This is a genomic window from Bifidobacterium sp. UBA4282 (genome assembly GCF_002394995.1).
Taxonomy (GTDB): domain Bacteria; phylum Actinomycetota; class Actinomycetes; order Actinomycetales; family Bifidobacteriaceae; genus Bifidobacterium; species Bifidobacterium pullorum_B.
Genome location: NZ_DGVO01000028.1, coordinates 45,566 through 70,956, shown reverse-complemented (window position 1 = coordinate 70,956; position 25,391 = coordinate 45,566). Strand labels below are relative to the sequence as shown.

At 62.9% G+C, this 25,391-nt stretch carries 14 protein-coding genes and 3 pseudogenes; 8 read left to right on the top strand and 9 right to left on the bottom strand.

The genetic code is table 11. The annotated features are described in order from the left end of the window. Positions 1-59: 59 nt before the first annotated feature. Both B4C31_RS04010 and B4C31_RS04005 read right to left on the bottom strand, forming a co-directional pair. The gene (locus B4C31_RS04010) at positions 60-2,276 is read right to left on the bottom strand and encodes an ABC-F family ATP-binding cassette domain-containing protein (RefSeq protein WP_291531426.1); all 2,217 of its coding nucleotides are present in this window, start codon (positions 2,274-2,276) and stop codon (positions 60-62) included. A 50-nt stretch (positions 2,277-2,326) separates the two neighbouring features. Further along, complete coding sequence (locus tag B4C31_RS04005; protein WP_291531425.1) at positions 2,327-3,052, bottom strand: type 1 glutamine amidotransferase; 726 nt, start codon at positions 3,050-3,052, stop codon at positions 2,327-2,329. Between the two features lie 114 nt (positions 3,053-3,166). On the opposite strand from B4C31_RS04005, the gene cysS reads away from it, so the two are divergent. After that, positions 3,167-4,855, top strand: a complete 1,689-nt coding sequence (gene cysS, locus B4C31_RS04000; RefSeq protein WP_291531424.1) for a cysteine--tRNA ligase — start codon at positions 3,167-3,169, stop codon at positions 4,853-4,855. A 126-nt stretch (positions 4,856-4,981) separates the two neighbouring features. On the opposite strand, the gene B4C31_RS03995 is transcribed toward cysS, so the two are convergent. Continuing rightward, entirely contained in the window at positions 4,982-5,887 is a 906-nt protein-coding gene (locus B4C31_RS03995; RefSeq protein ID WP_291531423.1) for a cation transporter, read from the bottom strand. 284 nt (positions 5,888-6,171) lie between these two features. Between B4C31_RS03995 and ffh the strand changes: the two genes are divergently transcribed. The 6 genes from ffh (at position 6,172) to trmD (ending at position 11,819) form a co-directional block, all read left to right on the top strand. After that, a complete protein-coding gene (ffh, locus tag B4C31_RS03990) occupies positions 6,172-7,821 on the top strand; it encodes a signal recognition particle protein (RefSeq protein WP_033505397.1) in 1,650 nt (549 codons plus the stop codon). 86 nt (positions 7,822-7,907) lie between these two features. Next, entirely contained in the window at positions 7,908-9,020 is a 1,113-nt protein-coding gene (locus B4C31_RS03985; protein ID WP_291531422.1) for an endonuclease/exonuclease/phosphatase family protein, read from the top strand. A gap of 253 nt (positions 9,021-9,273) precedes the next feature. Next, positions 9,274-9,738 (top strand): 30S ribosomal protein S16, encoded by a 465-nt coding sequence (gene rpsP, locus B4C31_RS03980; RefSeq protein ID WP_291531421.1) that lies wholly within the window; start codon positions 9,274-9,276, stop codon positions 9,736-9,738. A 2-nt stretch (positions 9,739-9,740) separates the two neighbouring features. After that, complete coding sequence (locus B4C31_RS03975) at positions 9,741-9,974, top strand: RNA-binding protein (RefSeq protein WP_033505535.1); 234 nt, start codon at positions 9,741-9,743, stop codon at positions 9,972-9,974. 14 nt (positions 9,975-9,988) lie between these two features. Continuing rightward, positions 9,989-10,678, top strand: coding sequence for a ribosome maturation factor RimM (gene rimM, locus B4C31_RS03970; RefSeq protein ID WP_291531420.1), 690 nt, complete (start codon positions 9,989-9,991; stop codon positions 10,676-10,678). A 241-nt stretch (positions 10,679-10,919) separates the two neighbouring features. Then, positions 10,920-11,819, top strand: a complete 900-nt coding sequence (gene trmD / locus B4C31_RS03965; RefSeq protein WP_291531419.1) for a tRNA (guanosine(37)-N1)-methyltransferase TrmD — start codon at positions 10,920-10,922, stop codon at positions 11,817-11,819. Between the two features lie 7 nt (positions 11,820-11,826). Here trmD and B4C31_RS03960 read toward each other — a convergent pair. From B4C31_RS03960 to B4C31_RS08810, 5 genes and pseudogenes are all read right to left on the bottom strand, one after another. Further along, positions 11,827-12,054 (bottom strand): annotated as a pseudogene (locus B4C31_RS03960) (RsmD family RNA methyltransferase); the annotation flags it as partial. 138 nt (positions 12,055-12,192) lie between these two features. Beyond that, positions 12,193-12,579, bottom strand: a pseudogene (locus B4C31_RS03955) (RsmD family RNA methyltransferase); the annotation flags it as partial. Positions 12,580-13,671: 1,092 nt separating this feature from the next. Continuing rightward, a complete protein-coding gene (locus tag B4C31_RS03950) occupies positions 13,672-14,241 on the bottom strand; it encodes a hypothetical protein (RefSeq protein WP_291531418.1) in 570 nt (189 codons plus the stop codon). A 136-nt stretch (positions 14,242-14,377) separates the two neighbouring features. Continuing rightward, a complete protein-coding gene (locus B4C31_RS03945) occupies positions 14,378-22,585 on the bottom strand; it encodes a Spy0128 family protein (protein ID WP_291531417.1) in 8,208 nt (2,735 codons plus the stop codon). Between the two features lie 264 nt (positions 22,586-22,849). Further along, positions 22,850-23,566: pseudogene (locus B4C31_RS08810) on the bottom strand (VWA domain-containing protein); the annotation flags it as partial. Between the two features lie 160 nt (positions 23,567-23,726). Between B4C31_RS08810 and B4C31_RS03935 the strand changes: the two are divergent. Then, positions 23,727-23,960 (top strand): hypothetical protein, encoded by a 234-nt coding sequence (locus B4C31_RS03935; RefSeq protein WP_291531415.1) that lies wholly within the window; start codon positions 23,727-23,729, stop codon positions 23,958-23,960. A 413-nt stretch (positions 23,961-24,373) separates the two neighbouring features. Here B4C31_RS03935 and B4C31_RS03930 read toward each other — a convergent pair. Beyond that, positions 24,374-25,391: helicase-related protein (locus B4C31_RS03930; protein ID WP_291531414.1), on the bottom strand; the 1,018-nt coding region annotated here is incomplete at its 5' end.

Sequence of the window (25,391 nt, the reverse complement as noted above, 5' to 3'; positions counted from 1 at the left end):
TTTCACATAAAAGAACCGGCCTCAATGGCTCAGCACCGAACGACTGACGGTTGCCGCCGCTACTCCAGTTGTTCGGAGAGCTCCATCCATTCGAGTTCGAGGGGTTCGGTCTCTTCGGCGATGGCCTGCAGGCGCACGTTCATCTCGTTGAGGCCGGCGTAGTCGCTCGGGTCGTGTTCAGCCATCCTGGTTTCAAGCTCGGATTTCTCCTCCTCCAGTTTGGACAGCTTCCGCTCGATCTGAGAGACGCGCTTGGACGCCTCGTGGAACGCCTTGCCCGTCAGCTTCGGTGTCCCCCCGACGGTCGCGGTACCGGTCGCCCCGCCGTTCCCGGACTGTGATCCATGCTCCGGAGCAGCGGCGTCGTCCGCGATGCCGGCCGCGTCGTCCGCGGGCGTCGCAGTGCCGGTCGCCCCCGCAGAGCCCTTCCTCCGATTCGACGCGGCATCGCCGGCGAACGGGTCGCGGCCGGCCTTGATCGCCTCCGTCATCGCCAGATAATCGGCCACACCGCCCGGCAGGTGACGGATCTTGCCGCCGATCAGCGCGAACTGCTGGTCGGTCACGCGCTCCAGCAGGTAGCGGTCGTGGCTGACCACGATCAGCGTGCCCGGCCAGGTATCGAGCAGATCCTCCATCACGGCCAGCATATCGGTATCCAGATCGTTGCCCGGCTCGTCCATGATCAGCACATTCGGCTCATCCAGCAGGATCAGCAGCAGCTGCATGCGGCGCTTCTGCCCGCCGGACAGGTCGCGGATCGGGGTCATCAGCTGCGCGGCCTCGAAGCCGAGCCTTTCCATCAGCTGCCCCGGGGTCACCTCCTTGCCGTCCACGATGTAGCTGGGCTTGTACCGGCTCAGCACCTCCTTGACCTTGTACTTGCCGAGCGCCTCCAGCTCGTCCAGCCGCTGCGAGAGCACCGCGAAACGAACCGTCTTGCCGATGTTCACATGGCCAGCGGTCGGGGTGATCGACCCGTCGAGGATCTTCAGCAGCGTGGACTTGCCGGCGCCGTTCGCGCCGACGATGCCGAAACGGTCGCCGGGACCGATCAGCCAGGTCACATCGTCCAGCACCTTGCGGCCGGTGACGGAGACCTTGTGCGCGGCGAAGGTGGCGCTCCCATCCACGGTAAAGGCGACGCCGGCATCGCGCAGGCGCGGGTCGGTTGACAGGTCGTCAACTGCCAACTCGACGGCGCCGTACGCCTGCGGCTCCGCATACATTGGACGCACCACGTCCACGCGGGACGCGGAGGCCGCCATCTCGGCCACATCCGGGTCGATCGCGGCGGCACCGGCAGTGTCGGCGTCGCCCATGAACGCCGGCCGCACGGCATCGGGATGCGGCGTGCCGTCTACGGTCACGCCGTTCTCGGCGGCGAACACCTGCGTCACATCGATCAGATCCACCACCTGCTTGCCCAGACGGGAGGTCGCCATCTGCTTCAGTTCCAGCGTGTTGCGCAGCGGCGGCACGTCGGCGATCAGCTCGCGTGCCTGCTTGACGTGGAACTTCTGCTTGGTGGAGCGCGCGCGGGCGCCGCGGCTCAGCCATGCCAACTCCTTGCGCGCCAGGTTGCGGCGGCGGGCCTCGCGCACGTCGGCCTGCCGGTCGCGTTCCACACGCTGCAGCATGTACGCGCTGTAACCGCCCTCGAACGGGTCGATCGTGCCGTCGTGCACCTCCCACATCGACTCGCACACCTCGTCCAGGAACCAGCGGTCGTGCGTCACCAGCAGCAACGCGCCCTGCCCCTTGCCCCAGCGGGTTTTCAGGTGTTCGGCCAACCAGTGGATCGTGACCACGTCCAGATGGTTGGTCGGCTCGTCCAGCGCCAGGATGTCCCAGTCCTTGAGCAGCAGGCGGGCCAGATCGGCGCGGCGGCGCTGGCCACCGGGCAGCGAGCCGATGCGCGCATCTAGACTGATGCCGCCGAGCAACGCCTCCACGATCTCGCGCGAGCGCGTCTCCGACGCCCACTCGTAGTCCTCGCGTCCCTCCAGCGCGGCCTGGCGGACGGTGGCGTTGTCGTCGAGCGGGTCACGCTGATCGAGCATGCCGAAGCTCAGGCCCCCGCGCTTGGTCACGCGGCCCGAATCAGGTTCCTGCGTGCCGTTGAACAGGTGCAGCAACGTGGATTTGCCATCGCCGTTGCGGCCGACGATGCCGATGCGGTCGCCCTCGAACACGCCCTGCGTCACGTCGGTGAAGATCGTCTTGGTCGCGAACGCAAGCGACACCTGTTCCAACCCAATATCGTAAATCGGCATAATCCCCTAATCTACCACCCGCCAAGGGTCCGGCGACGGGGAGGGGACGGTTAGCCCAGGGTCTTGGCGTAGGTGCTGCACCGGGCGGCGAAGCTGGAGAACACCTGCTCGCCCAGCGGCTGGATCTGCGCATCGGCCTGCGCGAACGTCTCCCGCAGCTTGGACTTCGAACCGCCGGCGGCCTTGAGCTCCTTGACCATCGAGGGCTCCTCCAGCCACTCCTCCAGCATGGCGGCGGTCACCTCCAAATGGAACTGCAACCCCAGCGCCGAACCGAACCGGAACGCCTGCACCTTGGTCTGCGGCGAACGCGCCAACAACTGCGCGCCGTCGGGCAGGCCCACCGTGTCGCAGTGCCAGTGCAGCACGTCCAGCTGCTTGCCCCACATCGAGAAGTAGTCGTGCCTGTCCACGCGCTTGATCGGCCCCACGCCGATCTCCGGCTCCTCACCCTTGCACAGCTTGGCCCCCAACGCCGTGGCGATGATCTGGTGCCCCAGACAGATGCCCAGCACCGGCTTGCCCACGCTGATCGCGGCCTTGGCCAGCTTGGCCTCCGCCTTCAGCCCCGGGTATTGGTCGTAGTCGGCGGCCCCCATCGGCCCGCCCATGATCACCACACCGGACAGCTCGTCGAAATCCGGCATGTCCGGTTTCTTCTTTCTGGCCACGTTGAGCGTGAGCGTCTCCAGACCCAGATCCTCAAGATTCGCCAGAATCCGCCCCGGTTTCTCCCACGGGACGTGCTGCAGAATAAGCACTTGCGGTGACGTCATAGACTCCATTGTTGCACCGGCACCGTAGAAAGCACGCCGCACCACGGCAAAAGGCGCGGAAAAAGCGCGGTTTGCGCCCCCGGCCTTGTCGGGCAAAGCGAATACGCTCGAACTATGACCGACACCACGAATCCCACCGTCGACGCGGATGGCCGCATGCTGTCCGACGCCGCCGCGAACCTCAAGCTGTACGACACCGCCTCGCATGCGGTCGAACCGTTCGTCCCGGTCCAGCCGGGCCATGTGGGCATCTACGTGTGCGGCGCGACCGTACAGAGCTCGCCGCATATCGGCCATATCCGCGCGGCCGTGGCGTTCGACGTGGTGCGCCGCTGGCTGCTGCGTCTGGGCTATACGGTCACGTTCGTGCGCAACGTGACCGACATCGACGACAAGATCCTGGACAAGGCCGCGGCCGCCGGCCAGCAGTGGTGGGAGCGCGCCTACATCTACGAGCGCGAGTTCACCGAGGCGTACGACGCGCTGGGCGTGCTGCCGCCCACCTACGAGCCGCGCGCCACCGGCCACATGCTGGACATGATCGACCTGATCCGGCGCATCCTGGACAACGGCCACGGCTATATGGTGCTCGATGAGGCCGGCAACCCGACCGGCGACGTGTACTTCGACGTGCCCAGCTGGCCGCGGTACGGCGAGCTGACCCACCAGAAGCAGACCGTGGCCGGCGCCGAAGCCGGTGATGAGGCCGCCGCCGTGGCCGACCGCATGGGTCCGAGCGTGGACAACGCGGGCGACGACAAATACAATCCGGTCGACCCCGCCGACGCCTCGCCCGACAAGCACGACCCGCGCGACTTCGCACTGTGGAAGCGCCCGAAGCCGACCGACCCGCCGACCGCACGCTGGTCGACGCCATTCGGCGTGGGTCGCCCCGGCTGGCATCTGGAATGCTCGGCGATGAGCCACCGCTACCTGGGCGACGAGTTCGACATCCACGGCGGCGGTCTGGACCTGCGCTTCCCCCACCATGAGAACGAGATGGCGCAGTCGCGCGCCGCCGGGTGGGGGTTCGCGCGCCACTGGATGCACTCGGCATGGGTCACGGCCAAGGGCGAGAAGATGTCCAAGTCGCTGGGCAACGGCCTGTCGGTGCCGGCGGTGCTTGCCGAGCACCCGGCGTGGGTGGTGCGGTATGCGCTGGGTTCGGTGCAGTACCGTTCGATGCTGGAATGGTCGGATCAGACGCTGGCTGAGGCCGCAGCCGCGTACGATCGCGTGACGAATTTCATCGAACGCGCCGCCGCGGCGATCGGCGAGCAGCCGACGCGCGACGAGATCGAGGCCGTGGGCGCCGACGATCTGCCCGCCGCGTTCGCGGGCGCGATGAACGACGACTTCAACGTCTCCGGGGCCACCGCCGCGATCTTCACCGCGATCCGCGAGGGCAACACGTTGGTCGAGGCCGTGGGCACCAGCCGCTGCGCGGATCTGCCCGCCGCGATCACGGCCGCTTGGGGTGCGGGCGACGCCGCGGCGACGTCCGACGACGCGAAGGCGATGCTGCGTCGCGTCCTGGTTGCGGTGCGGGCGATGCTGGACACGCTCGGTCTCGACCCGCTGGCCGAACCGTGGGTCAATGGCGGCGCGGCGGGTGCGGCCGATGGGGAGGCGTCCCCCGAGCACGCGGCGCTCGACGCCCTGGTGTCCGGACAGCTGGCCCGCCGCGCCGACGCGCGCAAGGCCCGCGACTTTGCCACAGCGGATGCGATCCGCGATGCATTGGGCGAGGCCGGCATCGTCATCGAGGACACCCCGCAGGGTTCCACCTGGTCGCTGAAGTAGCGCATACAGCCTTGATGGCTCCCTCACAAAAGGGAGGGAGCCATCACCGGCGAACCACCCGGCCGTGCCCCGGTCCCGCCATCGCGCACGGGTGCCGGTCAACTACCGAACGGGGCGGGCGGACGCTCAGTCGAACACGAAATCGACGTCCACGATATGCAGCCTGTGCTTCAGCTCCCGCTCCAGCGATCGCCTGCATTCGACCAGGTCGGCCACGTCGATCGATTCACCAGTACTGGCGAGGTACACGTCCACCGTGTAGTTCATACCGGTTTTGAAGATCATCGTCTTCTCGTATTCGGTGTTGGCCGGCAGATGCCGCTGCGCGGCCTGTTCCACGAAGGTATTGGTCTCGTCGTCGTCATGCACGCCGCCGACGAGTTCCACGAACGCGTCGCGCAGCACCTCGACCGGTTCCTTGACGGCCAGGATCACAATCACCGTGGTGATGAAGAAGTCGCCGGTGTAGTGCAGGAAGTCGAGCGGCCCGCCGGCCGGCAGCAGCACCAGCACCACCGCGGCCAGGCCGATGCCGAACGAGATCATGCCGTCCACAAGGGTGCTCTGCGCCTCCGCGCGCAGCATCATGCTCGAATCGCCGATGCGGGCGTTCTGGCGGCGGTAGTACATAAGCAGGCCGAAACAGGTGGCCACGGTCAGGATCTGGTAGATCACCACGGGGCCGAAGGATGCGCGCTCCCCCACACCGAGCACGAAGTAGTCCCAGGCCACCTGCGCCACGTCCAGGAACGAGAACACGAGCAGGGAGAGGGTGAAGATCGCCTTGCAGATCGCGTAGATCGGCTCCAGCGCGAACATGCCGTTGGGGAACCGCTCGGTGGTGCGTACGGTGCGCGAGGAGAGATAGGTGGCCACCAGGCCCGAGACCACGGAGATCACGGTGAAGGTGGTGTCGAGGAACATGGCCTTCAGACCGGTCATGAAGAACACGATCGCGCCGGCGACGACCATGAGGATGTTGATGATGATGCCCACGCCAAGGGCTTTGCGTTCGATTTGCTTATGCTGCATCGATGGTCCTTCCGTATTGCATGGCAGTCACGCGTCGCACCGCCGTTGGTTCGGTCCGTGTTGTCGGGCCCGGATTTGTGCCCGTCTTATTCACGAGACTGTGGCCGCGCGCATGGCATGTCTGCGATAGGGGTGTCCAGGGATTCTCCTGAAAAACTGGCCTTCCCATTGTACCAGATGCGACACGCCCGGATTATGCCGGCGGCTGACGCTCCGTTCGGCGAGCACGCCGGCCAACACCGCGCGCCCGCTTCTCCCTACGCACGGCTAGACTGGGGGACATTATGGCAGCGTTTAGTTCTTTGACAGACAGGCTCTCGAATGCGTTCAAGCACTTGAAGAGCAAAGGCAAGCTTTCCGAGGCGGATATCGACGGCACCATCCGCGAGATTCGCCGCGCCCTGCTCGACGCCGACGTGGCGCTTGAGGTGGTGCGCTCCTTCACCGGCCGTATCCGCGAGCGCGCGCTGGGCACCGAGGTGTCCGAGGCGCTCAACCCGGCCCAGCAGGTCGTCAAGATCGTCTACGACGAGCTGACCGGCGTGCTCGGTCAGGGTGTGGACCGTCCGTTGAACTTCGCCAAGAACCCGCCGACGATCATCATGCTCGCCGGTCTGCAGGGTGCCGGTAAGACCACGCTGGCCGGCAAGCTCGGCTATTGGCTCAAGGATGCCGGTCATACGCCGCTGCTGGTGGCGGCCGATCTGCAGCGTCCGAACGCGGTGACGCAGCTGCAGGTGGTCGGCGAGCGCGCCGGCGTGCCGGTGTATGCGCCGGAGAAGGGCGTGCAGTCGGATGGCGGCGACGAGGTCTCCGCCCCCGGCCTGACCACCGGTGACCCGGTGAAGGTGGCCCGCGATTCGATTGCGTTGGCCAAACAGAAGCTGTATGACACGGTTATCATCGATACCGCCGGCCGCCTGGGTGTGGATGAGGTGCTGATGCAGCAGGCGCGCGACATCCGCGACGCCGTGCAGCCCGATGAGATCCTGTTCGTGATCGACGCGATGATCGGCCAGGATGCGGTGCGTACCGCCAAGGCCTTCGACGAGGGCGTGGACTTCACCGGCGTGGTGCTCTCCAAGCTGGATGGCGACGCCCGTGGCGGTGCGGCGCTGTCGGTGGCGAGCGTGACCGGCAAGCCGATCCTGTTCGCCTCGACCGGCGAGGGGTTGAAGGATTTCGAGGTCTTCCATCCGGACCGTATGGCTTCGCGCATCCTGGATATGGGCGACATCCTGACGCTGATCGAGCAGGCGCAGAAGCAGTTCGATGAGGAGGAGGCCCGCAAGGCCGCCCAAAAGATGGCCGAGGGCGAGTTCGGTCTGGACGACTTCCTTGAGCAGCTGCAGCAGGTGCGCAAGCTGGGGTCGATGAAGAGCCTGCTCGGCATGATTCCGGGCATGGCACAGCATCGTCAGGCGTTGGAGCAGTTCGACGAACGTGAGATCGACCGCACCGAGGCGATCATCCGTTCGATGACCCCGGCCGAGCGACGCAATCCGAAGATCATCGACGGCTCGCGCCGCGCCCGCATCGCCTACGGTTCGGGTGTGACGGTCTCGCAGGTCAACGCGCTGCTGCAGCGCTTCGAGCAGGCCGCCAAGATGATGAAGCGTATGTCCAACAAGGCCGGCATGGGTGGCATCCCCGGGTTCGGAGGCCCTGCGGCCGGCGGCAAGAAGGGCAAGAAAGGCAAGAAGAAGGGTTCCAAGTCCGGCAACCCGATGAAGCGTGAGGCCGAGGAGAAGGCGTTGCGCGACCGCTTGTCCGGCAAGGGCGGCTCGTCCGGCAGCTCGGGCGGTTCGGCGTTCGCCAAGAAGCCGCAGAATCCGGCGTTGCCGGCCGGCCTGCAGGATATGCTCGGCGAGAATGGTATGCCCGATGTGCCGCCGAATCTCGGTGGCGGTTTGGGCGGTCTCTTCGGCCGCTGAGTTGGTTGATGGTCGACGTCCCGCACTCCGAATCGGATTGCGGGACGTTTCGTTCCTGTGATGCGCATATTGAGTGAGGATTGACCGTGGATGTTGTGATCGGGATGCTGTTGGCGATCATCGTGCTGTGGGTGGCGCTGCGTGCCTTGCCGGCGGGCGCCGAGGGGCATCTGCCGCTGCCGTATCTGATCGCGCTGATTCCGTTCCTGTGGATCCCCGCGCTGCTGCTCGCCATTGTTGCGGCCGTGCTGGGTTGCTGGCCGTTGGCGGTTGCCGCGGTGGCGCTGGCGGTGATTGTCGCGCTGCGTGTGCCGCTCTACCGGCTCTCCCTGCGTGGAACATCTCGTGAAACCAAGCGTGAAACATATTGTGAAACGCATCCCGAAGCGTCCGACACAACTGCTCGCGGACACGACGAGCAGCCGGATGCCCCTATCACCGTCATGACGCTCAACTGCCGGTTCGGCCGTGCGGACGCGGATACCATCATGGATGCGGTGCGTGCGCATGACGTCGACGTCCTCGCGCTCCAGGAACTCACGGCGGATCTGGTCGGTGCCCTCGACGCCGCGGGGATCCGCGACGTGCTCCCCCATCGTCAGCTCGGCGAGGACCGGCCGACCAACAACGGCGGGTTCAACGGTCTGTGGACGCGACTCGTCCCGGTCGCCGCCGCGTCGTCGTCCGTCGAGATACCGGCCGCGGACGTGCCGATGATCGTCGCGTCGCCCACACGGAACGGCCGACCCGCCGACGCCCCCGATGCCGCCATCGCCTTCGCCTCGGCGCATACCAAATCGCCGATGCGCGGGTGCCGCGCGTGGTCGCAGGGCATCGTCGGACTGGGCCGGCTGGCACTGCGGCAGGGTTGCGGCACGCACGCCCCGACACACCCATCGCCCGAAACCGCCGCCGACGACCCATCTCGCACATCGACCGAGGCCGCCGTGGTGCTCGGCGACCTCAACTGCGGCATCGACCACCCGAGCTTCCGCAAACTGCTGGCCGCCGGATTCCGCGACGCCAGCATGAGCGCCCTGCACAAGCCGATGGTGTCGTTCCCCTCATGGCTCGTCTGGCCGCGCATCGAACTGGACCACGTGCTGATGAGCGGCGGGATCGACGCCGAACGGGTCGAAACCCTTACCATCCCCGGCAGCGATCACCTGGCCACGGTGGCCTCATTGCGCATTCGGTGACGGCGAAGACGCCGGCGCCGGACGTCCGGCATCCGCCGCCACACCGCGATGCGGTCGGACAGTCGCGCTTCGCGATCGCCCCGGCACCGACCACGACATGGCGTGTCGCGGGGATGGGGTTATAATCGTCGGGTTATTCATGGGCGCGGCGCCCTCTACTCCCGCGTTGCATGAGGAACACGTGGGTTCTCGGATTCCGTGCCCCACACCGAAACCGAAAACCTGCACCCCTAGTGATACAAGGAGAGCCATTTTGGCAACCAAGATTCGTCTGAAGCGCATGGGCAAGAAGTTCTACGCCTTCTACCGCGTGGTCATCACCGATTCCCGCAACAAGCGTGACGGCAAGGCCATCGAGGAGATCGGCATCTACGATCCGAACAAGCAGCCCTCGCTGATCCAGATCGATTCCGAGCGCGCTCAGTATTGGCTGGGTGTCGGCGCGCAGCCGACCGAGCCGGTGCTGAACCTGCTCAAGATCACCGGCGACTGGCAGAAGTTCAAGGGCATCGACGGTGCCGAAGGCACGCTGAAGACCGCCGAAGCCGGCCCGGACGCGCAGGCTCGCGTCGAGGCCGTTGAGGCTCAGGCCCAGAAGCTGAAGGCCGCCAAGTCCGAGGCCGCCGCCAAGGCTGCTGCCGAGGCTGAGGCCCAGGCCGCCGAAACCGCTGAGGAAGAGGCTCCGGCTGAGGAAGCCCCCGCAGAGGAAGCTGAGTGATCATGCTCGCCCAGGCTGTTGAACATCTCATCAAGAACATCGTCGATTTTCCGGATGATGTGTCCGTCAAGTCGCATGAGAACTCGCGCGGCGAACTGCTGCGCGTGCGCGTGAACCCCGAGGACATCGGCCGGGTGATCGGCCGCAACGGGCGTACGGCGAACGCGATCCGCACCGTGGTGCAGGCTCTGTCCGACCACAAGGTGCGTGTCGACATCATGGACGTGCGTCGGTAAGAGAGTTCCGTAGCGTGGAGCGTCAACAGCACTCTGACGACCCGCAGCAGCTCGACCTGCTGCGGGTCTGTCGTATCGGTCGCGCGCAGGGACTCAAGGGTGAGGTCACCGTGCGCCTGTACACGGACGATCCGGACTACCGGTTCGCCCCCGGATCCGTGCTCTATACCCGCGACGGCTCGCAGGAGTATGTCGTGGAGCGGTCCCGCACGTTCAAGGACCGTTGGATCATCAAGTTCGAGGACATCGACAACCGTGACGCTTCCGAGGCGTTGAACGGGATCGAACTGTACGGCGAAGCCGACGACCCCGAGCTCATGCTTGAGGAGGACGCCTGGTACCCGCGCGACCTGGTCGGGCTTGAGGCCCGCATGGCCGCGGACAACGGGCTGGGCGCACCGGCCGGTCTGGCGGTCGGCAAGGTTGTGGACGTGATCGACGGCGCGCAGTCGCTGCTCAAGATCCGACTGTCCGACGCCTATCTGGCGTCGCTGGCCTCGGACGGTGCGCCTGCCGCGGACGGTGCAGCTTCCGAACCTTCCTCTTTGCCTTCTAAGGGCACAGAAGACCAACAGGCGGAATCGGACCGCATCGAGAAGACCGCGCTGGTGCCGTTCGTTGAGCAGCTGGTGCCCGACATCGACCTTGATGAGGGCTATCTGACCCTGGATCCTCCCGGCGGCCTGATTCCCGGATTGGGCTGATCCGCAACGGAGTCCATTGGCGTCAAACAAAACATTGACGCCGGTCAACTTGTCTGATGGCAGGCGGCAAGGTAACAAGGTGGCAGGATTGCCTTGCCGCCTTGTTACCTTGCCGCCTTGCCGTACACCCGGCAACGCTGCTTTGCCGCGTTATGGGAAACCGGTGACGTAAAGTTGCCGTTCCGTATACGGTACAGCTGGAAAAGAGGCGGTGCCGACCCTATTCGTTAGGCTGAAGGATATGAAGATCGACATCGTTTCCGTGTTCCCGGAGTATTTCGAGGTGCTGAACCTGAGCCTGTTCGGCAAGGCGCAGGCCAAGGGGCTCGTTGAGGTGCATGCGCACAACCTGCGCGACTGGACGCACGACGTGCATCATTCCGTGGACGACACCCCGGTCGGCGGTGGTGCCGGCATGGTGATGAAGCCCGAGGTCTGGGCCGAATGCCTGGATGACCTGCTTGGGCTGGCGCCGGTAGAAGTCGCCCCCATGTTGTCCGAATCGGGGGATTCTTTCAATTGCAACGTTGCATATGACGGCAAAACGCAAGAATCCCCCGATTCGGACAAAACAGCGGAAGCCCAAGGCAGCACGGTGCTCATCTTCCCGAATCCCTCCGCTCCCCTGTTCACCCAGCGCGACGCCACGGAGCTGAGCCATGCCGGCCGTCTGGTGTTCGGCTGCGGCCGGTATGAGGGATACGATGCCCGCATCCCCGCGTACTACCGCAATCAGGGCGTGGATGTGCGCGAATACTCAATCGGCGACTACGTGCTCAACGGCGGCGAGGTGGCCGTATCCGTGATGCTGGAGGCCATCACCCGTCTGCTGCCGGGGTTCATGGGCAATCCGGACTCCATTGTGGAGGAGTCCTACACGGGTGGCAACGCACTGCTTGAGCACCGCCAATACACGAAGCCCGCCACCTGGCGCGGCATGGCCGTGCCGGATATCCTACTATCCGGCGACCACGGCAAGGTGGACCGATTCCGCCGCGACGAGGCCCTCAGTCGCACCGATGAGATCCGTCCGGACCTCATCGAGCGGCTCGACTGCCGTGCGCTCGACAAGGCCGATCGGAAGACGCTGATGGCGCTGGGTTGGGAGGTGTCCGGCGACCATCCGCGCCGTCTGGACTAATCAGCGATTACACGGCGGCTTCGATGTAGTGGACCGCGGTCTCGCCGTAATCGCGGCGGTCGGTGACCTGCCAGCCTTCGGGCGGAGTCGGGTCATCGCTGCGAGTCGAGCGTTCCAGCACGATGACCGTATGCGGCACCGCCAGACCCGAAACCACCAGGTCCGCCAGCAGCCGGTTGCAGGCCTCGGTGGTGAACGCATACGGGGGATCGATGAAGATCACGTCGAACGCCTGTGATCTCGCCGCGCCTCCCGCGGCCACGACGGAAGAGACCTCACCGGATGCGACGGCGGCCCCATCCGCGCCATCGCGGATTGTGGTATTGGGGACGACACCTTCCATACCGGCCCCCGTTCCGCCGGGCAGCTTGCCGGAGAACTCCGGATGGGTCGCGGCACCGTCCTGCGGCACGCGCATCGTGCCGATCACATACTGTTCGGCACGCTTGCGCACCAATCGCACGCTCATACCGCGCTCCCAGGCGCGGTTATGCCTCAGCTCCGCGAACGCGCCGGAGATCAGCGAGGCGGCCGGTGCCGCGGATTCCACCGACACCAGCTCCCTCGCCCCCCGAGACAGCGCCTCGATACCGAGCGCGCCCGTCCCCGCGAACAGGTCGAGCACACGCGCGTCCTCCAGCACGGCCCAGGATTCCAGGCGTGAGAAGATCGCCTCCTTGGTCCGGTCGGTAGTCGGCCGCGTGCCGTTCTTCGCCGCTTTGAGTTCCAGTCCCTTGAATCGTCCCGCAATCACTCGCATATCTTCCATTATCCATATGCGGGCGTCGGTACAGGCCACGGGGTCGTCACCCGCTTCGATCAGCACCTCGGACGTCGGCATCGTGGCGACACGTTCCATCCGATCGATACGTTCGGCCATGATGGCGATGCGCTTCTCCAACGTGCGCAACCGGCTCTCGTACCGCATCAGCAACAGACCACTGACATCCTGCACCGACCGGGAGGCGCGCGTCTGTGCCGACCAACGCGCGTTCTGCGCATGGAACGCCCCATTGCCGACGAACCGCGCCTGCGGTATGTCGGGCAGGTTGTTCACCACGACGTCGCCCGTTTCGTATTCGCTCCCCAGACGGCCGGAACGCTCGTCGGCACGCCACCGCGCGATGCAGCGTTCGATGCGCTTGTACCCGATCAGCGAGGAATACAGTCCGGCATCGTTGAAGATCTTGGTGGGTGATTCACCCTCGTGGTAGCGCCGCATGCATTCCGCCTTGAACCGTTCGGCGTAGAAGATGCGTTCCGGGGTCACCGATTCGACTGCGGGCAATGACATCAGGTATGCCCGTTCCCTGGTGGTGAATTTTCCGTGTTTCATGAATATGCTCCCTAGCCGTGATGGGTCTGTATGCTGGCCCTGTGTCACACATGAGGTACCGGCCGCATGAAGGTATGAGCACCCCGTGCCGCGCGGGTGTTGGACGTGCTGGATCCGCCGTATATGTGGCTGGATTATGTGGGTGCCGGGTGAGTTCCATTACACGCGTTTCCCGCCGCGAGCGGTAGTGTTTCCGCCCGAAGCGGAGGTTATTCGGCAATCCGGCCCTGTTTGCTGTCAACCTTGACAGTGACAACGCCAACGGCGTATCCGCGGCGTCCGGGGATGACGCCGATTGTGCTCTTTGCCGAGCAGGTCTCGTACGCCCATATTCGCTCTCCTCATGGATCGGTTCGCCCCGTGATCCGGGTGCGGGTTGACTCACCAGCGTAGCGGGGATGACACGTCCAGCCGCAACATTACGGGGGAAACGCTTATGCCGCAACGGAAAAAGGATAGGGGGAGGGTCGTGTTCCGACCACTCCCCACCGTGAATACCCGGACGTCCGTACGACGTCATTGCCGCAGATATTCCACCTGCTCCTTGAGTTCGGCGATCTGCCGTTCCAACGACCGCAGACGCGCCTCGTAGCGCACCAGCAGCAGTCCGCTGACGTCCGCCGTGTGGCTGGCGGGCTCGGACCGGGAGCCACGCTCCTTCACCTTCCAATGGCGACGACCCTGCCGGATCACCTCTTCCAGCATCCGCTGGTCCTGTTCATCCAGCGTCGTGTCCGCATCGTGCGTCTCCGGCCCACATGCCTCGGCGCCGTTCGGAGCGTCCGCCCCTTCCGCATCAGAATCCTGTTCACGGGCCTCGATGGAGGCGATGTAGGCAAGCCGCCCCTTGCGCTCCGACTCCTTCCACCGGGAGATGCACCGTTCGATGCGCTTGCTGCCAATCAGGTTGCCGTACAGGCCGGCTTCGGCGAAGATATGAGACGGCGATTCGCCGTCGTGATAGCGGCGCATGCAGTCGGCCTTGAATTCCTCCGTGTAGAAGATCCGCCCCTGCGTCACCGATTCCACAGCTGGCAGCGTCAACAGGTACGCGCGTTCCTTGGCGGTGAACTTGCCTTTTCTCATCGCGTGGTGCTCCTTTGGATGCTACGAGATGCTGCGGAAGTGGGAAACACCGTTGCGGGAACACCGGCGTTCCGGCGCTCCCGCAACGGTTGGATGGCCCGCCGCGCGGCCCAGTCAGACCGCGCGGCGGATCCGGTTAGCTGCGCCTGCGGCGCTTGAAGGCGTAGACGCCACCCGCTCCCAGCAGCAGGATCAGGCCCGCAACACCCGGGATGATCACGTCGATGCCGGTCTTCGGGATCGTCGGCTTGGCCGGCTCCACGGGCTTCTTGTACTGGTTCGAGAAGACCATGGCGTCGGCGTCACCGTAGGACACGGCGGCCTTGAGGGTGCCGGTTGCGGTGTCGTCCGTGACTGTGACCGTGACCTCGTACGTGGTGTCGTCGTAGGTCACGCCGTCCTGCTCGTCGTTCACCTCGGACACCGTGTACTTGTAGGTACCCGGCTTGCCGTAGGCGATCGTGTCGAAGACGACGGAGCCGTTCTCATCGTTCGTGGCGGTGGAGACGCCGTCCTTCGCGCCCTCCGGCATCGGGGTCGATTCGTCCGCGCCCGTGAGCTGGAAGGTGAACTGGCCGTCCTTCAGGTCCGCGCCGGCGAAGGTCTTGCCCGCACCGAGCGCGACCGTGGCATCGGCCGGGTCATAGACGTTGGTGAAGGTCACCGCACCGTCCACGGCCTGCGGCATCTCCCAAGTCACCTCGAGGGTGCCGTCGCCCTGGTCCTCCGCGGTGGCGGTCACGTTGTAGGCAGTGGTGTCATAGTCGATGCCGGACTTGCCGTCGTTGACCTCGGAGAGCACGTAGTTATACGTGCCGGGCTTGGTGAACGTGATGCCGTCGAAGCTCACGGTACCGTCGGCGGCGTTGGTCGCCTCAGCCACCACGGTGTCGCCGCTCTTGAGCTGGAACGTGAACTCGTTCTCGGCGAGCTTGCGACCAGTGGTGGAGTCGAGCTTCTTGGTGATGGTGAAGCCGCCGTCGCCGGTGAGGCTGGAGGTGTTCGGCGTCACGTCATACACATTGGTGAACGTGAAGTCGGCACCCTCATCGGTCTTGTCGGAGGTCACCTCGGCCTTGAGCTTGCCACCGCCGAGATCGGTCACCGTGACCGTGACGGTCTTGGTGCCCTGCTCGTTGGTGACGCCGGCAACCGAACCGGACTCGCTGATGGTGTAGGTGAACACCTGGGTGCGGTCGGCCGTGTAGGTCTCGATGCCCTCGTCGGCCGCAGCGTCGGCGTTGGCCGTCGCGGGCTTGGAGCCGAAGGTGTTCTCCATCGTGTAGTGGATGTCCTCGAAGGTCACGCCACCGGCGGCGTCGTTCTTCACCGTCGTCTTTGCAGGCATCGGGGCGGGCGTGCCGTCCTGGGCCGCGTTGCCGGTGATGGTGAACTCATACTCGTCGCCCTTGAGCGTCGGCACATCGGTAGGTTCGGTCTGGCCGCCTACGATCTTCTTCTTGCCCGTGATGTCGAGCGCGTAGTCCGCGTCGCCACCATAGGTGTTCACGAAGGCGAGCGAGTCGCCGGTGCCGTAGGTCACCTTAGGCGTCAGCTTGCCGTTGCCATCATCGGTCACCGTAACCGTGATGTTCTGCGCGCCGGTGTTCGCCGTCACGCCGGTGCTCTGATCATGGGCGACCTCGCTCACGGTGTAGTTGAAGGTGTACACGGTGCCGGCATCGGTGGTCTGTGCCGTGGCCGTACCGACCTTGTCGGAGCCGCCGTTCACGGCCGCCGCCAGGTTCTCGGTGGTGTAGGTGATGTCACCGAAGGTGATGTTGCCGTCGGCATCGTTGGTGCCCTCAGCAACCACCACGTCGCCGCTCTTGACCTGGAACTTGAACGCGTTCTCACCGGTGTAGTTGGCGATGTCGTCGTTCTTGAGGGTCTTGGTGCCCTCGATCGTGGCGGCACCCTCGGCACCGACCGTGGTCGGATCAGCCTGGTAGCTGTTCACGAACGGCACGGTGGCGCGCTGGTCGGTGGTCATCTCGGTGTAGCCCGCACCGTCGGAGACCTGGGTGGTGACGGTCATGGTGCCGTCGCCGTTGTCCACAGGCTTGATCTGAACGGTGTAGGTGCTGTCATCGAGCACGTAGTTCTTGTAGTCGCCTTCGCCGGTCTTGCCGTTCTCCTTGATGGTGTATGTGTAGGTCACACCGTCGTCGGACTTGTCGAAGGAGACGGTCTCGAACGGGTTGTTCTTCACCGACTTCGCAACGCCCGCGGCGGCAGCAGCGCTCTTGACCTCGGTGGAGACACCGTCCTGGATGCCGAGCTTCTTGGCCGCAGCGTCGGCGTTGTCACCGGTCGCCGTGATGGTGAAGCTGAACTGGCCGGCCGTCATCGCATGGTTCGTCACCTTCTTGGTGATGTTCAGGCCGCCAGCGCCGTCAGCGTTGTACTCGGCGGAGGTCTTGTAGGTGTTTGTGAACGAGCCAACTACGGTTGCAGTGGCCACGAGCTGACCGGACACATCCTTTACCTCGACGGTAATGTCGACTGTGTTGGTGTCGTAGGTGACACCGCCATGGCCTCCATCGATCTCCGTCACCTTGTACTTGTACGTACCAGCCTTGTCATAGGAGATTGCGCCGAAGTCGAACGTCGCGGTGTCCGTGGAATCACCAGTGGGTGCGCTAATCGTCTTGTGGGCGTTGCCCTCGTCGTCGATTGTTACACCAGCATCCGGGTTTTCCTTAGGCATCGGAGCGCCATCGACCGGGCTCAGCTTGAACTCGAACGCGTAGTCATTCGTCCACTCGTGACCGGTGAAGGTCTTCTGCAGTGCGAAGTCCGTAGGCACACCTTCGGACGCCGTGGGCGTGTAGGTGTTGGTGAAGTCAACTCGCCCAGTCTGGGTATAAGGCTGACCGTCACGACTAATAGTCACCGTACGCTGAAGCGCGTTGTTTACATTCTTCACTTCAACCGTAACCGTGTACACCGCAGCATCCTTTGTCACATTCACCACGCTGGAATCAACGTCGCGCTCCGTGATGGTGTAGACGTAGGTGCCCTCGTGCGTGTAGGTAGCCGTACCAGTGCTGAACGCATAGGTATTACCCGTCGCGCTCGTGGAGGGCGTGATGGTGACGTTGTAGCTCAGCTTGCCGGCTTCAGACTTAAAATCGTTGACGGTGGTACCCGTGTTGTCGAAGTTGAACGTCGGCATCTCATCCGCCGCGACACCATCGACTGTCATGGACACATCGAACGTGAACGTATCACCCTGTTGCCAGTTACGACCCTCCAGAGTCTTGAAGATCTGCGTGGATCCACTCGTAGCTGTGGCGTCATACTCGTTGACGAAGTTGATTTCGTTCAGCTGAACCGGAGCGTTCTCCTGATCACCAGAACCAATCAGTACCGCGCTAGCATCTACGGTGAGCTCACCAGTCGCAGTGTTCTCCGTCACTTTGAACGTGATGGTGTAGGTGCGACCGCTATCCTGCGCGCTCACGCCTGCCGGCATGTTGGTTTCGTTCTCGTAGATATTGTACTGATACGTACCGGCCTTGGTGAAGGTGATCTCACCGAAGTCGAACGTAGCCTTGTTGTTCTGCGTGTCCGTGTTCTTGTTGGTCGTGGAAACGATAGGCCTGCCCTGATCGTCCTGTGCAACATGAAGTCCCTCAGGCATCGGATTGTCCGCGTTTTGGGCACGCATCATGAAGATGAACTGATCATCCGCCATGGTATAGGAGCCGGAGTGATCCTCTACGGTCTTGTTACCGCCGAGAATCTCGCTGACATCGTCACCGTACACGACCGGCGTAGGCGTGTACTTGTTCTCGAATGTCATCTTCTCGTACTTGGGCGTCGCAACAAGCTGTCCCTCGCCGTTGTCCTCGACCGTGACGGTGATGACGCCAGTGTGGCGATCATAGGTCATGCCGTTGGTGTCATCCTGAGGCAACGCCTTACTGTTGTGCTGAGTCTCGGTCACGTTGAACGTGTACGTACCAGCCTTGGTGAAGGTGTAGCTTCCCGGGAACCAGAACGGCACGGTCTTGTCACCGTTCTCCGTTGCCGTAGCAGTGTTCTCACCAACAGCAACAGGCTCGGAGGAGTCGTCGGCCTTGTAGGTAACGCTGCTCCAATCAACGCCTTCCTGCTCAACAGGATTCATGGTGAAGCCGAAGCTCTCGCCATCGAGCCAGTCGCGGCCCGTTACGGTCTTGCTGCCGTTGAAGGTGGTCGAGCTGCCAGTCAGCGTCGAGGAACCAGCCTCATACTTGTTGGTAAAGGCGGCGGCGTTGTCAACGTCCTGGTCGGCGGTGGTGGTAGCGGAGGCGTTGTCGTAACTCACCTCAGCGTCGAGCTGGCCGTCGTTGCCTTCGTCGGTCACGGTAACCGTAACGGTAGCCGTGTGCTCGTCGTAGGTCCAGCCCTTGCGGTCGGTGCCATCGTTGAAGTCGGCTGCGCCGACCTCGGTGACGTTGAACGTGTACTTGCCAACGGCATTGAACTGGATGCCAGCGAACGCCTTGGTTACAGCCTGCTCCTGCGTCACGCCGGAGATGGTCAACTCAGGCGAGAAGCCCTCGGTCGCCTTCACGCGGTCCCGCCACCACTGCTCGGTGTGAGTGTCATCGACGACGGGTTCGATCTTAAACGTGAACTCCGCATCGGAGTCAGCGCCGGTCACGGACTTCTGGACCGTAATCTTCTGCTGAGCACCATCGCCACCCACGATCACCGGGTCAGCCTTGTAGCTGTTGGTGATGAGAGTCGGATCTTCCGGAGTCACGCTCTTTATGTGCAGCGCGCCGTCGTACTCGTTGTTCGCGTTGAGGTCGCTGACGACAACCGTCACGGTGTGTACGTCGGTACCGAACGTCCAGCCGTCATCATCACCGGGCTGATCCTCCTGCACCGTGAAGGTGTAGGTGCCGGGCTTGCTGAAGGTCAGCTTGCCGAAGGAGACGGTCTGCGTATCGTCGTCCGTGTTGTCGGTAGCGTCCTGGTTGATGACACCATTCGTGCTAACGGTCAGCTTGCCATCAGTCAGGCCTCCGATATTGGCAACCGAGCCATCAGGAGTCTCCTGCGCGGTCAGCGTAAAGGTATAGTCCGCGGCAGACGGAGCACCCGTAACCTTCTTGGTCACCTTGAGCGCAGTGTCACCGTCCAGGCTTGCCTCAGTCGGCTTATACGTGTTGGTGAAGCCGAAGGTCGGAACCTGGCCCTGAGCTGTGGACGAGTTGAGCTTATCAACAACGATCTCGTTGGCCTCAGTGCCGTCCGCGTTCTTGATCTTGGTGACGGTCGTCTCGGTGTACATGTTGCCGTCATGATTGTCGTGCACCGTGATGTCCACGCGATACTGGCTCTGGTCGTACTCGACGCCCGGAAGACGATTCTCGTCAGTCGGGTCGGCCTCGTCAACCGTGAAGGTGAAGGTCTTCTCTGCATCCTGCTCGTCGAACGTCAGGTTCTGCAGCTGCTTCATGGTCACGGTGCCGTTCGCAGCCGCCGCCGTGTTCTCGAACATTTCGGTGATCTCGCCGTCCGGACCGGTACCCGTCAACGTGAAGTTGTAGTCACCGGCATCCATCGTGCGGTCGACCATCGTCTTGGTCACAGCAATGCCGCCTGCGCCCCCAGCGCCGTAGTTCATGTTCGCCTTGTAGACGTTGGTGAACTGGGCATGGTCGGTCACGTTGGAGTGCTTGTCGTTGCTGTAGCTCACGGAAGCCAGCAGCTTGCCGTGGTCAGCAGGATCGTCGCTGTCGTTGCCGTCCGTGACCGTAACCGTCACCGTGGCGATGTTCGTGTCGAACGTCATGCCGTCAGCGTTGCGGGTCTCGGTGCCCTTGTCGTCGGCGACCTCGTTCACCTGGAAGGTGTACGTGCCAACCTTGGTGAAGGTCATGTCGGCGAACGCGAAGTCCATCGCGTTCTGATCGGTGACCGTCACCGTCTCAGGGGCCGTAAGCACCGTCTTGGCGTTGTCGTTGAGCGCGCTCAGCTGGAAGTAGAAGGTCTCGCCTTCCTTCATCTGGCGGCCCTCGAGGGTCTTGGTGCCGTGGATGGCATCATCGTCCTTGAGCTCGGCAGCGGTCGGCTCGTACTTATTCGTGAACGTGATGCCAGACGGCTGAAGGCTAGGCTCGGCCACAATCACGATCTTCGGCTCCGTGGAATCCGGGTCCTGCTCTTCGGTAACGCCGATCTTGACCACATACGAGGTGTTCTCGTCGTAGATCATGCCCGGTTCGGCGGCACCCTGATACTGACGCGGCAGCTCGGTGATGCGGTATTCGAAGGTCTTGCCCACATCGTTGCCATCAAAGTAGATGGTCGGGAATTGGAACACGTCGCCGACGTTGCCCGTCTCCAGCGTCGTGCCCGTCATACCCGCAGGCTTGGGCATGGCATCGCTGTCCGCCGCAATGGTGTAATCATCAGGCTGCGCTTCGCCTGTAACCGTTCCGGTCTCGTATCCGCCGAGCGCCTCGAGCTGAAAGGAGAACTTTCCGGCATCAATCGGGTTGCTGCCGGTCTCATTCTCATAGACCTTGGTGCCTTGGAGCGTCTCGCTCGCCTGTCCCACTACATAGCGATTCTCGAATGCCATGGTGTCGCCCTGGACCTCGCCGGAGCCCTGTCCACCGTCATCGTTGATCATCTGCTCGATGAGGACCGAGGTCACTTCGAGCTGGCCCTGCCCCGCATCGGCGACGTCAACTGTCACGCGGTAGATGGCACCGGAGTAATCGATGCCTGCGATGGGCGTGATGCCATGATCGGCGTCGGAAAGCTCCTCTACGCGGAAACGATACTGGCCCGATTCGTTGAAGGTGATATCACCGAAGCTTGCGGTCTGCTGATCGGTCTGCTGGGTGATCTCGACCTTGGTGGGATCCTCCATCTGGACCGTCGGCGCACCATTGTTGATCTGGGTGATTTGGAACGAGAACTCGTCGCTCGCGCGCCAATCGCGTCCGGTGAGGTTCTTCTTAACCTTCAGATCGGTCTTGGTGCTCAACTTGACAGGCTCGTCGGCCTTGTAGTTGTTCTGGAAGGAGACGGACTGCTGCGAACCGCCGGCGATGGTGCCTTTGGCGATGCCATCGGTCGTGTCGTTGGTCGGATCGGCGGTCACGGTGTCCGTGGTGGTGAAGCCGTTCTTGTTGGCGTTGGTCTCCGTCACCGTGAAGGTGGTACCGGTAGGCAGGCCCTTAATCACGGCGCGCTGGCCGTCCTTGAGGGTGATGGTGCCGCCGTCTGCAACCGTACCGTTATGTACCGGATCCTCACCGGACTCGTACACGTCGTAGGTGAAGTTTCCGTTCAACGTCTCGTCACCGTTGAAGTTGACGGTGAACTCAAAGCTGTTCTGATTCTGCTTGGTGTCATCGGAGGCGTTGCCCCAGTCGACACTCTTCTTGATCTCCAGCTCGCCGGGCAGATCGTAGGTGATCTTACCGTTGTTGCCCAGACGCTGGGTGACGCCAGTGCCTTCCCAGCTCGGGGTCAACACGGTCGTTGCAGTACCAGTTTTGTTCTCGGTCTTGTTCGCGTTCAGCGTAGCCGGGCGGTCAAGACGCTGAGTGCCGGCAGGGATGTAGTAATTACCCTGACCGTTGGTCGTCATCTTGCCCCAGTCCTGGTCGCCACGGTTAATCGCGATGCCGTGCGGCACTTCCTGAGCGCTGTCGCCAGAAGTGATCTGCCAATAGGGCTCGGAGTAATACAGGGTGTTATAGCCATTGATATTCTCCGTCGTCGCACGCTGCGTGCAATTCTGGTCGACATACAGGTTCGTGTTCTGCGTGTAGTAGTAGAACTTGTTGCCGTCGCTCGGAGTAAAAGTGGCCGTCGTGTCGCCAGAACCGCTGTTGTAAAGGTTCGAGTAGAACGCGACCTTGCCGTCGTCAGTCTTGTTGGTGCTGACGATAGCGTCATACGTATCGCCGGAACCCTGTTCGATGGCCTCCTTCGCGTCAGCCTTCACGCTCACGCCATAGAAGAGACGAATCGGATAAGCATCCGTCACCGACATGGTCTTCGTGTCGGTGTCGACGTCATAGTTGCGCATCGGCAGGAGCGAGGCAGGAATCTGCACCGTCACCACGTCGCCCGTGGCGAGATCGTTGCTACGGGCAACCGTTACCGTAAGGTCGGCGAGATTCGCCTCTTTGTATACGGCATTGCCCGAAACCGTGCCAGAGAAGTGATAGGTGTCGACGTTGCCCGCGGTGGTCTTATTGGTGCTGGTGAATTTCTGATCACCATACACCACAGTCATGCTGTCGCCAGATACCGTCATGTAGGAGCCAAGGGTATCCGTGAACGTCAGCGTACCGGGGTTGACCGCACCTTCGTGCGTCACTTCCTCGATTGGCGAACCGGAACCAGCGTTCTCGGTGGTCTCATTAAAAATGTCGTTAAAAACCTCATTCAAAGAGCCCGCATTGTCGGCACTCTTATAGAAATCCGGGTCGCCCGAAGCGCGCCGTCCAAGATTATTCCAAGCGGTTGGGTTGGGATAATTGCTCGAAACGGCATTCATAAAGACGTTAGCGCGATCAGTATCATTAGGGTTCCTCCCCAGTTCCGTCTGACTCGGATCGGCACCATCGAAGATGCCGATGGAATACACGCTACCGCCACGGTCCTTTACCTGGTTCGACTGAGTCACCGCGGTATTGGCAACGTTCGTGGAGAAGGTGTTGCCAGTTGTCGGGACACCGTCGGTGAAGAAGATGACGACCTGCTTCGTATCTTCACGGTTGGAGTTGGTGCGAAGCTCGTTGTTGGCATTCGTCATACCAGAGCCGGCGTTAGTGGCACCGTTTGCCTCAAGACTATTGACCGTGTTCTTAAGAGTATTGACATTGGCACCCTCACACACGGTAAGGTGATTTTTGATTGATGAGTTGCTGTTGAACACAACGATGGAGATGCGAATCTTGTCGTTTTCGTCAGCGATCTGGGCATTCATGGCAGCCGCTTGGTCGATGAAATTATTGACCGCATACTGCAGCGCACCGCGACGCTCGCTCAGATCATATTCGGTACGCGTATAGAACTGTGTCGTCTCGGGGTCGACCGTCTGTCCATTTACCGTCCAGCGGATATGCTCTTCATATGAACCCTGCCAACCGCCGTGCGTTTCCGTAACCTCAGTGACCCGATCATACCCGCCGCGATCATTCTGCACATAGTACTCACCGCCGCGAGTGTCCTGGACATAGCTCGTGCTACCCCACCACCCAGACTCGGTGTGACCGTGTGACTCCACAACCTGATCAGCAGAAACTGCTGTATAGACAATCTGATTTGGCGTGTCGGAGTCAATGCTATACGCCATTGAACCCGAATCATCGAGCACCAGAACGATGTCGAGCGGCTGGCTTGTTGTCGTCGTAGTCTTCAGGTTGGAAGTGGAGGAGAGCGCGGAAAGGCCGACGAGGAAATCGGAGTCACCCTTGCTGACGGTCTGGCCGCCGATGGAGCCGCTGAACGTATAATTGTCGTCGAACACGCTCTTGTCGGTCCAGATGCGGCCGATGTTCTGGGTGTCCGTCGAGCTTGCCGCGATATTTGACCACGCATTCGTGGTATCCGGATCGACCACCGTGGTACCGTCGGCCTGCGCGGCCGGCGCCGGCACGAACATCACGGTCACGGCGGCAATCATCGCGACGACGATCGCAACCGCCCACGCCGTTGTGGAGCGGCTTGCGCTGATCGCACGCGCATGATGCGGGTTCCGACCGGAGCGGGCTAGATTCTTATCCCCCCCCCCGCGACGGATATTCATTGCGTTACGCACACGTTCCCCCAAGTTCCTGAACGTCTCGCGTCCTACCATATCAATCTCCTCTATCTCCGTATCAGGTACGGTTCGGTCCATGTAGATAGACGGTAACCAGTATATTGACGGGTTTTCCGCGATTATCGGATACCCTCCTGCAATGCCCTCGATATGGCCCCTTATGGCATAGGGGGGGGGTAAGCAAAAGGGGCGTGTCAGCCTACAGGAACATGATCATATACAACGGCAGCACGTCAACCCGTTCGCCGGCCTAGCTCAGATTACTCGGAGGCAGCCTGGCTGGGACTACGCAATGCAAGAAAGTCCCGGGACTTTCTTGCACGACCTTCGATCTCCTGTTCAGCTGCCGGTGAGATACGTCTCGTTGCCGCGGGTGAAATCCAGCACGGCGCCGGACAGCTCCACCTCGCCCATCAGCTCCGGATCCTCAGCCAACAGCGCCTCGGCGCGCTCCCGCGCATCCACGATCAGTTCCGCATCCTTGACCACGCGCAGCAGCTTCAGGCTCGACTTGCCGCCCGACTGCGCATCGCCCAGCACATCGCCCGCGCCGCGCAATCGCAGATCCTCCTCGGCAATCGTCGAGCCGTCGGTCGTATCGCGGATCACCGCCAGACGCTGCTCCCCCAGGCTCCCCGGCTCCGCCTGCGAAACCAGGAACGCCCAGCTCGACGTGCCGCCGCGCCCCACACGGCCGCGCAGCTGATGCAACTGCGACAGTCCGAACCGGTCCGCGTCGAACACCACGATGCAACTGGCCTGTGGCACGTCCACACCCACCTCGATCACGGTCGTCGCCACCAGAATCGGCGTCTCGCCGCTCGCGAACCCGGCCATCACCTGTTGCTTGGTCGCATCGTCGTCACGACCGGTCAACGTGGCAAACCGCACGCCCTGGAACTGCGGCAACTTCGCCAGCCGATCCGCGATCTGGACCACCGTATGCAACGGGCGCGGCGACAGGACCGCACCGTTCCGAGCCGATTGCGCGGACTCCGTCGCCATCGCTTCGTCCAGCACATCGCCTTCGCCGGCCTCATCCGCGTCATCGATGCGGGCGCAGACCACATACGCGCGCTCCCCCGCATCGATGCGCCGGCGGATATGCGCGAACATCGACCCCATCAAAGGCCCGTCCGCCTCCGGGACCACGAACGTGCGAATCGGCTTGCGGCCGCCGGGCAGCTCGGTCAGCCACGAGATATCCAGGTCGCCGAACCAGGTCATGGCGGCGGTGCGCGGAATCGGGGTGGCGGTCATGATCAGAAGGTGCGGCGCCTTGCCAGACAACGCCTTGCCGCGCAGGCTCTCGCGCTGCTCCACGCCGAAGCGATGCTGCTCGTCGATCACGGCGAGC

Excerpts from the sequence above, each read along its gene's own strand:
- B4C31_RS04010 (WP_291531426.1), bottom strand. The coding sequence starts at position 2,276 with ATGCCGATTTACGATATTGGGTTGGAACAGGTGTCGCTTGCGTTCGCG.
- B4C31_RS04005 (WP_291531425.1), bottom strand. The coding sequence starts at position 3,052 with ATGACGTCACCGCAAGTGCTTATTCTGCAGCACGTCCCGTGGGAGAAA.
- cysS (WP_291531424.1), top strand. The coding sequence starts at position 3,167 with ATGACCGACACCACGAATCCCACCGTCGACGCGGATGGCCGCATGCTG.
- B4C31_RS03995 (WP_291531423.1), bottom strand. The coding sequence starts at position 5,887 with ATGCAGCATAAGCAAATCGAACGCAAAGCCCTTGGCGTGGGCATCATC.
- ffh (WP_033505397.1), top strand. The coding sequence starts at position 6,172 with ATGGCAGCGTTTAGTTCTTTGACAGACAGGCTCTCGAATGCGTTCAAG.
- B4C31_RS03975 (WP_033505535.1), top strand. The coding sequence starts at position 9,741 with ATGCTCGCCCAGGCTGTTGAACATCTCATCAAGAACATCGTCGATTTT.
- trmD (WP_291531419.1), top strand. The coding sequence starts at position 10,920 with ATGAAGATCGACATCGTTTCCGTGTTCCCGGAGTATTTCGAGGTGCTG.
- B4C31_RS03950 (WP_291531418.1), bottom strand. The coding sequence starts at position 14,241 with ATGAGAAAAGGCAAGTTCACCGCCAAGGAACGCGCGTACCTGTTGACG.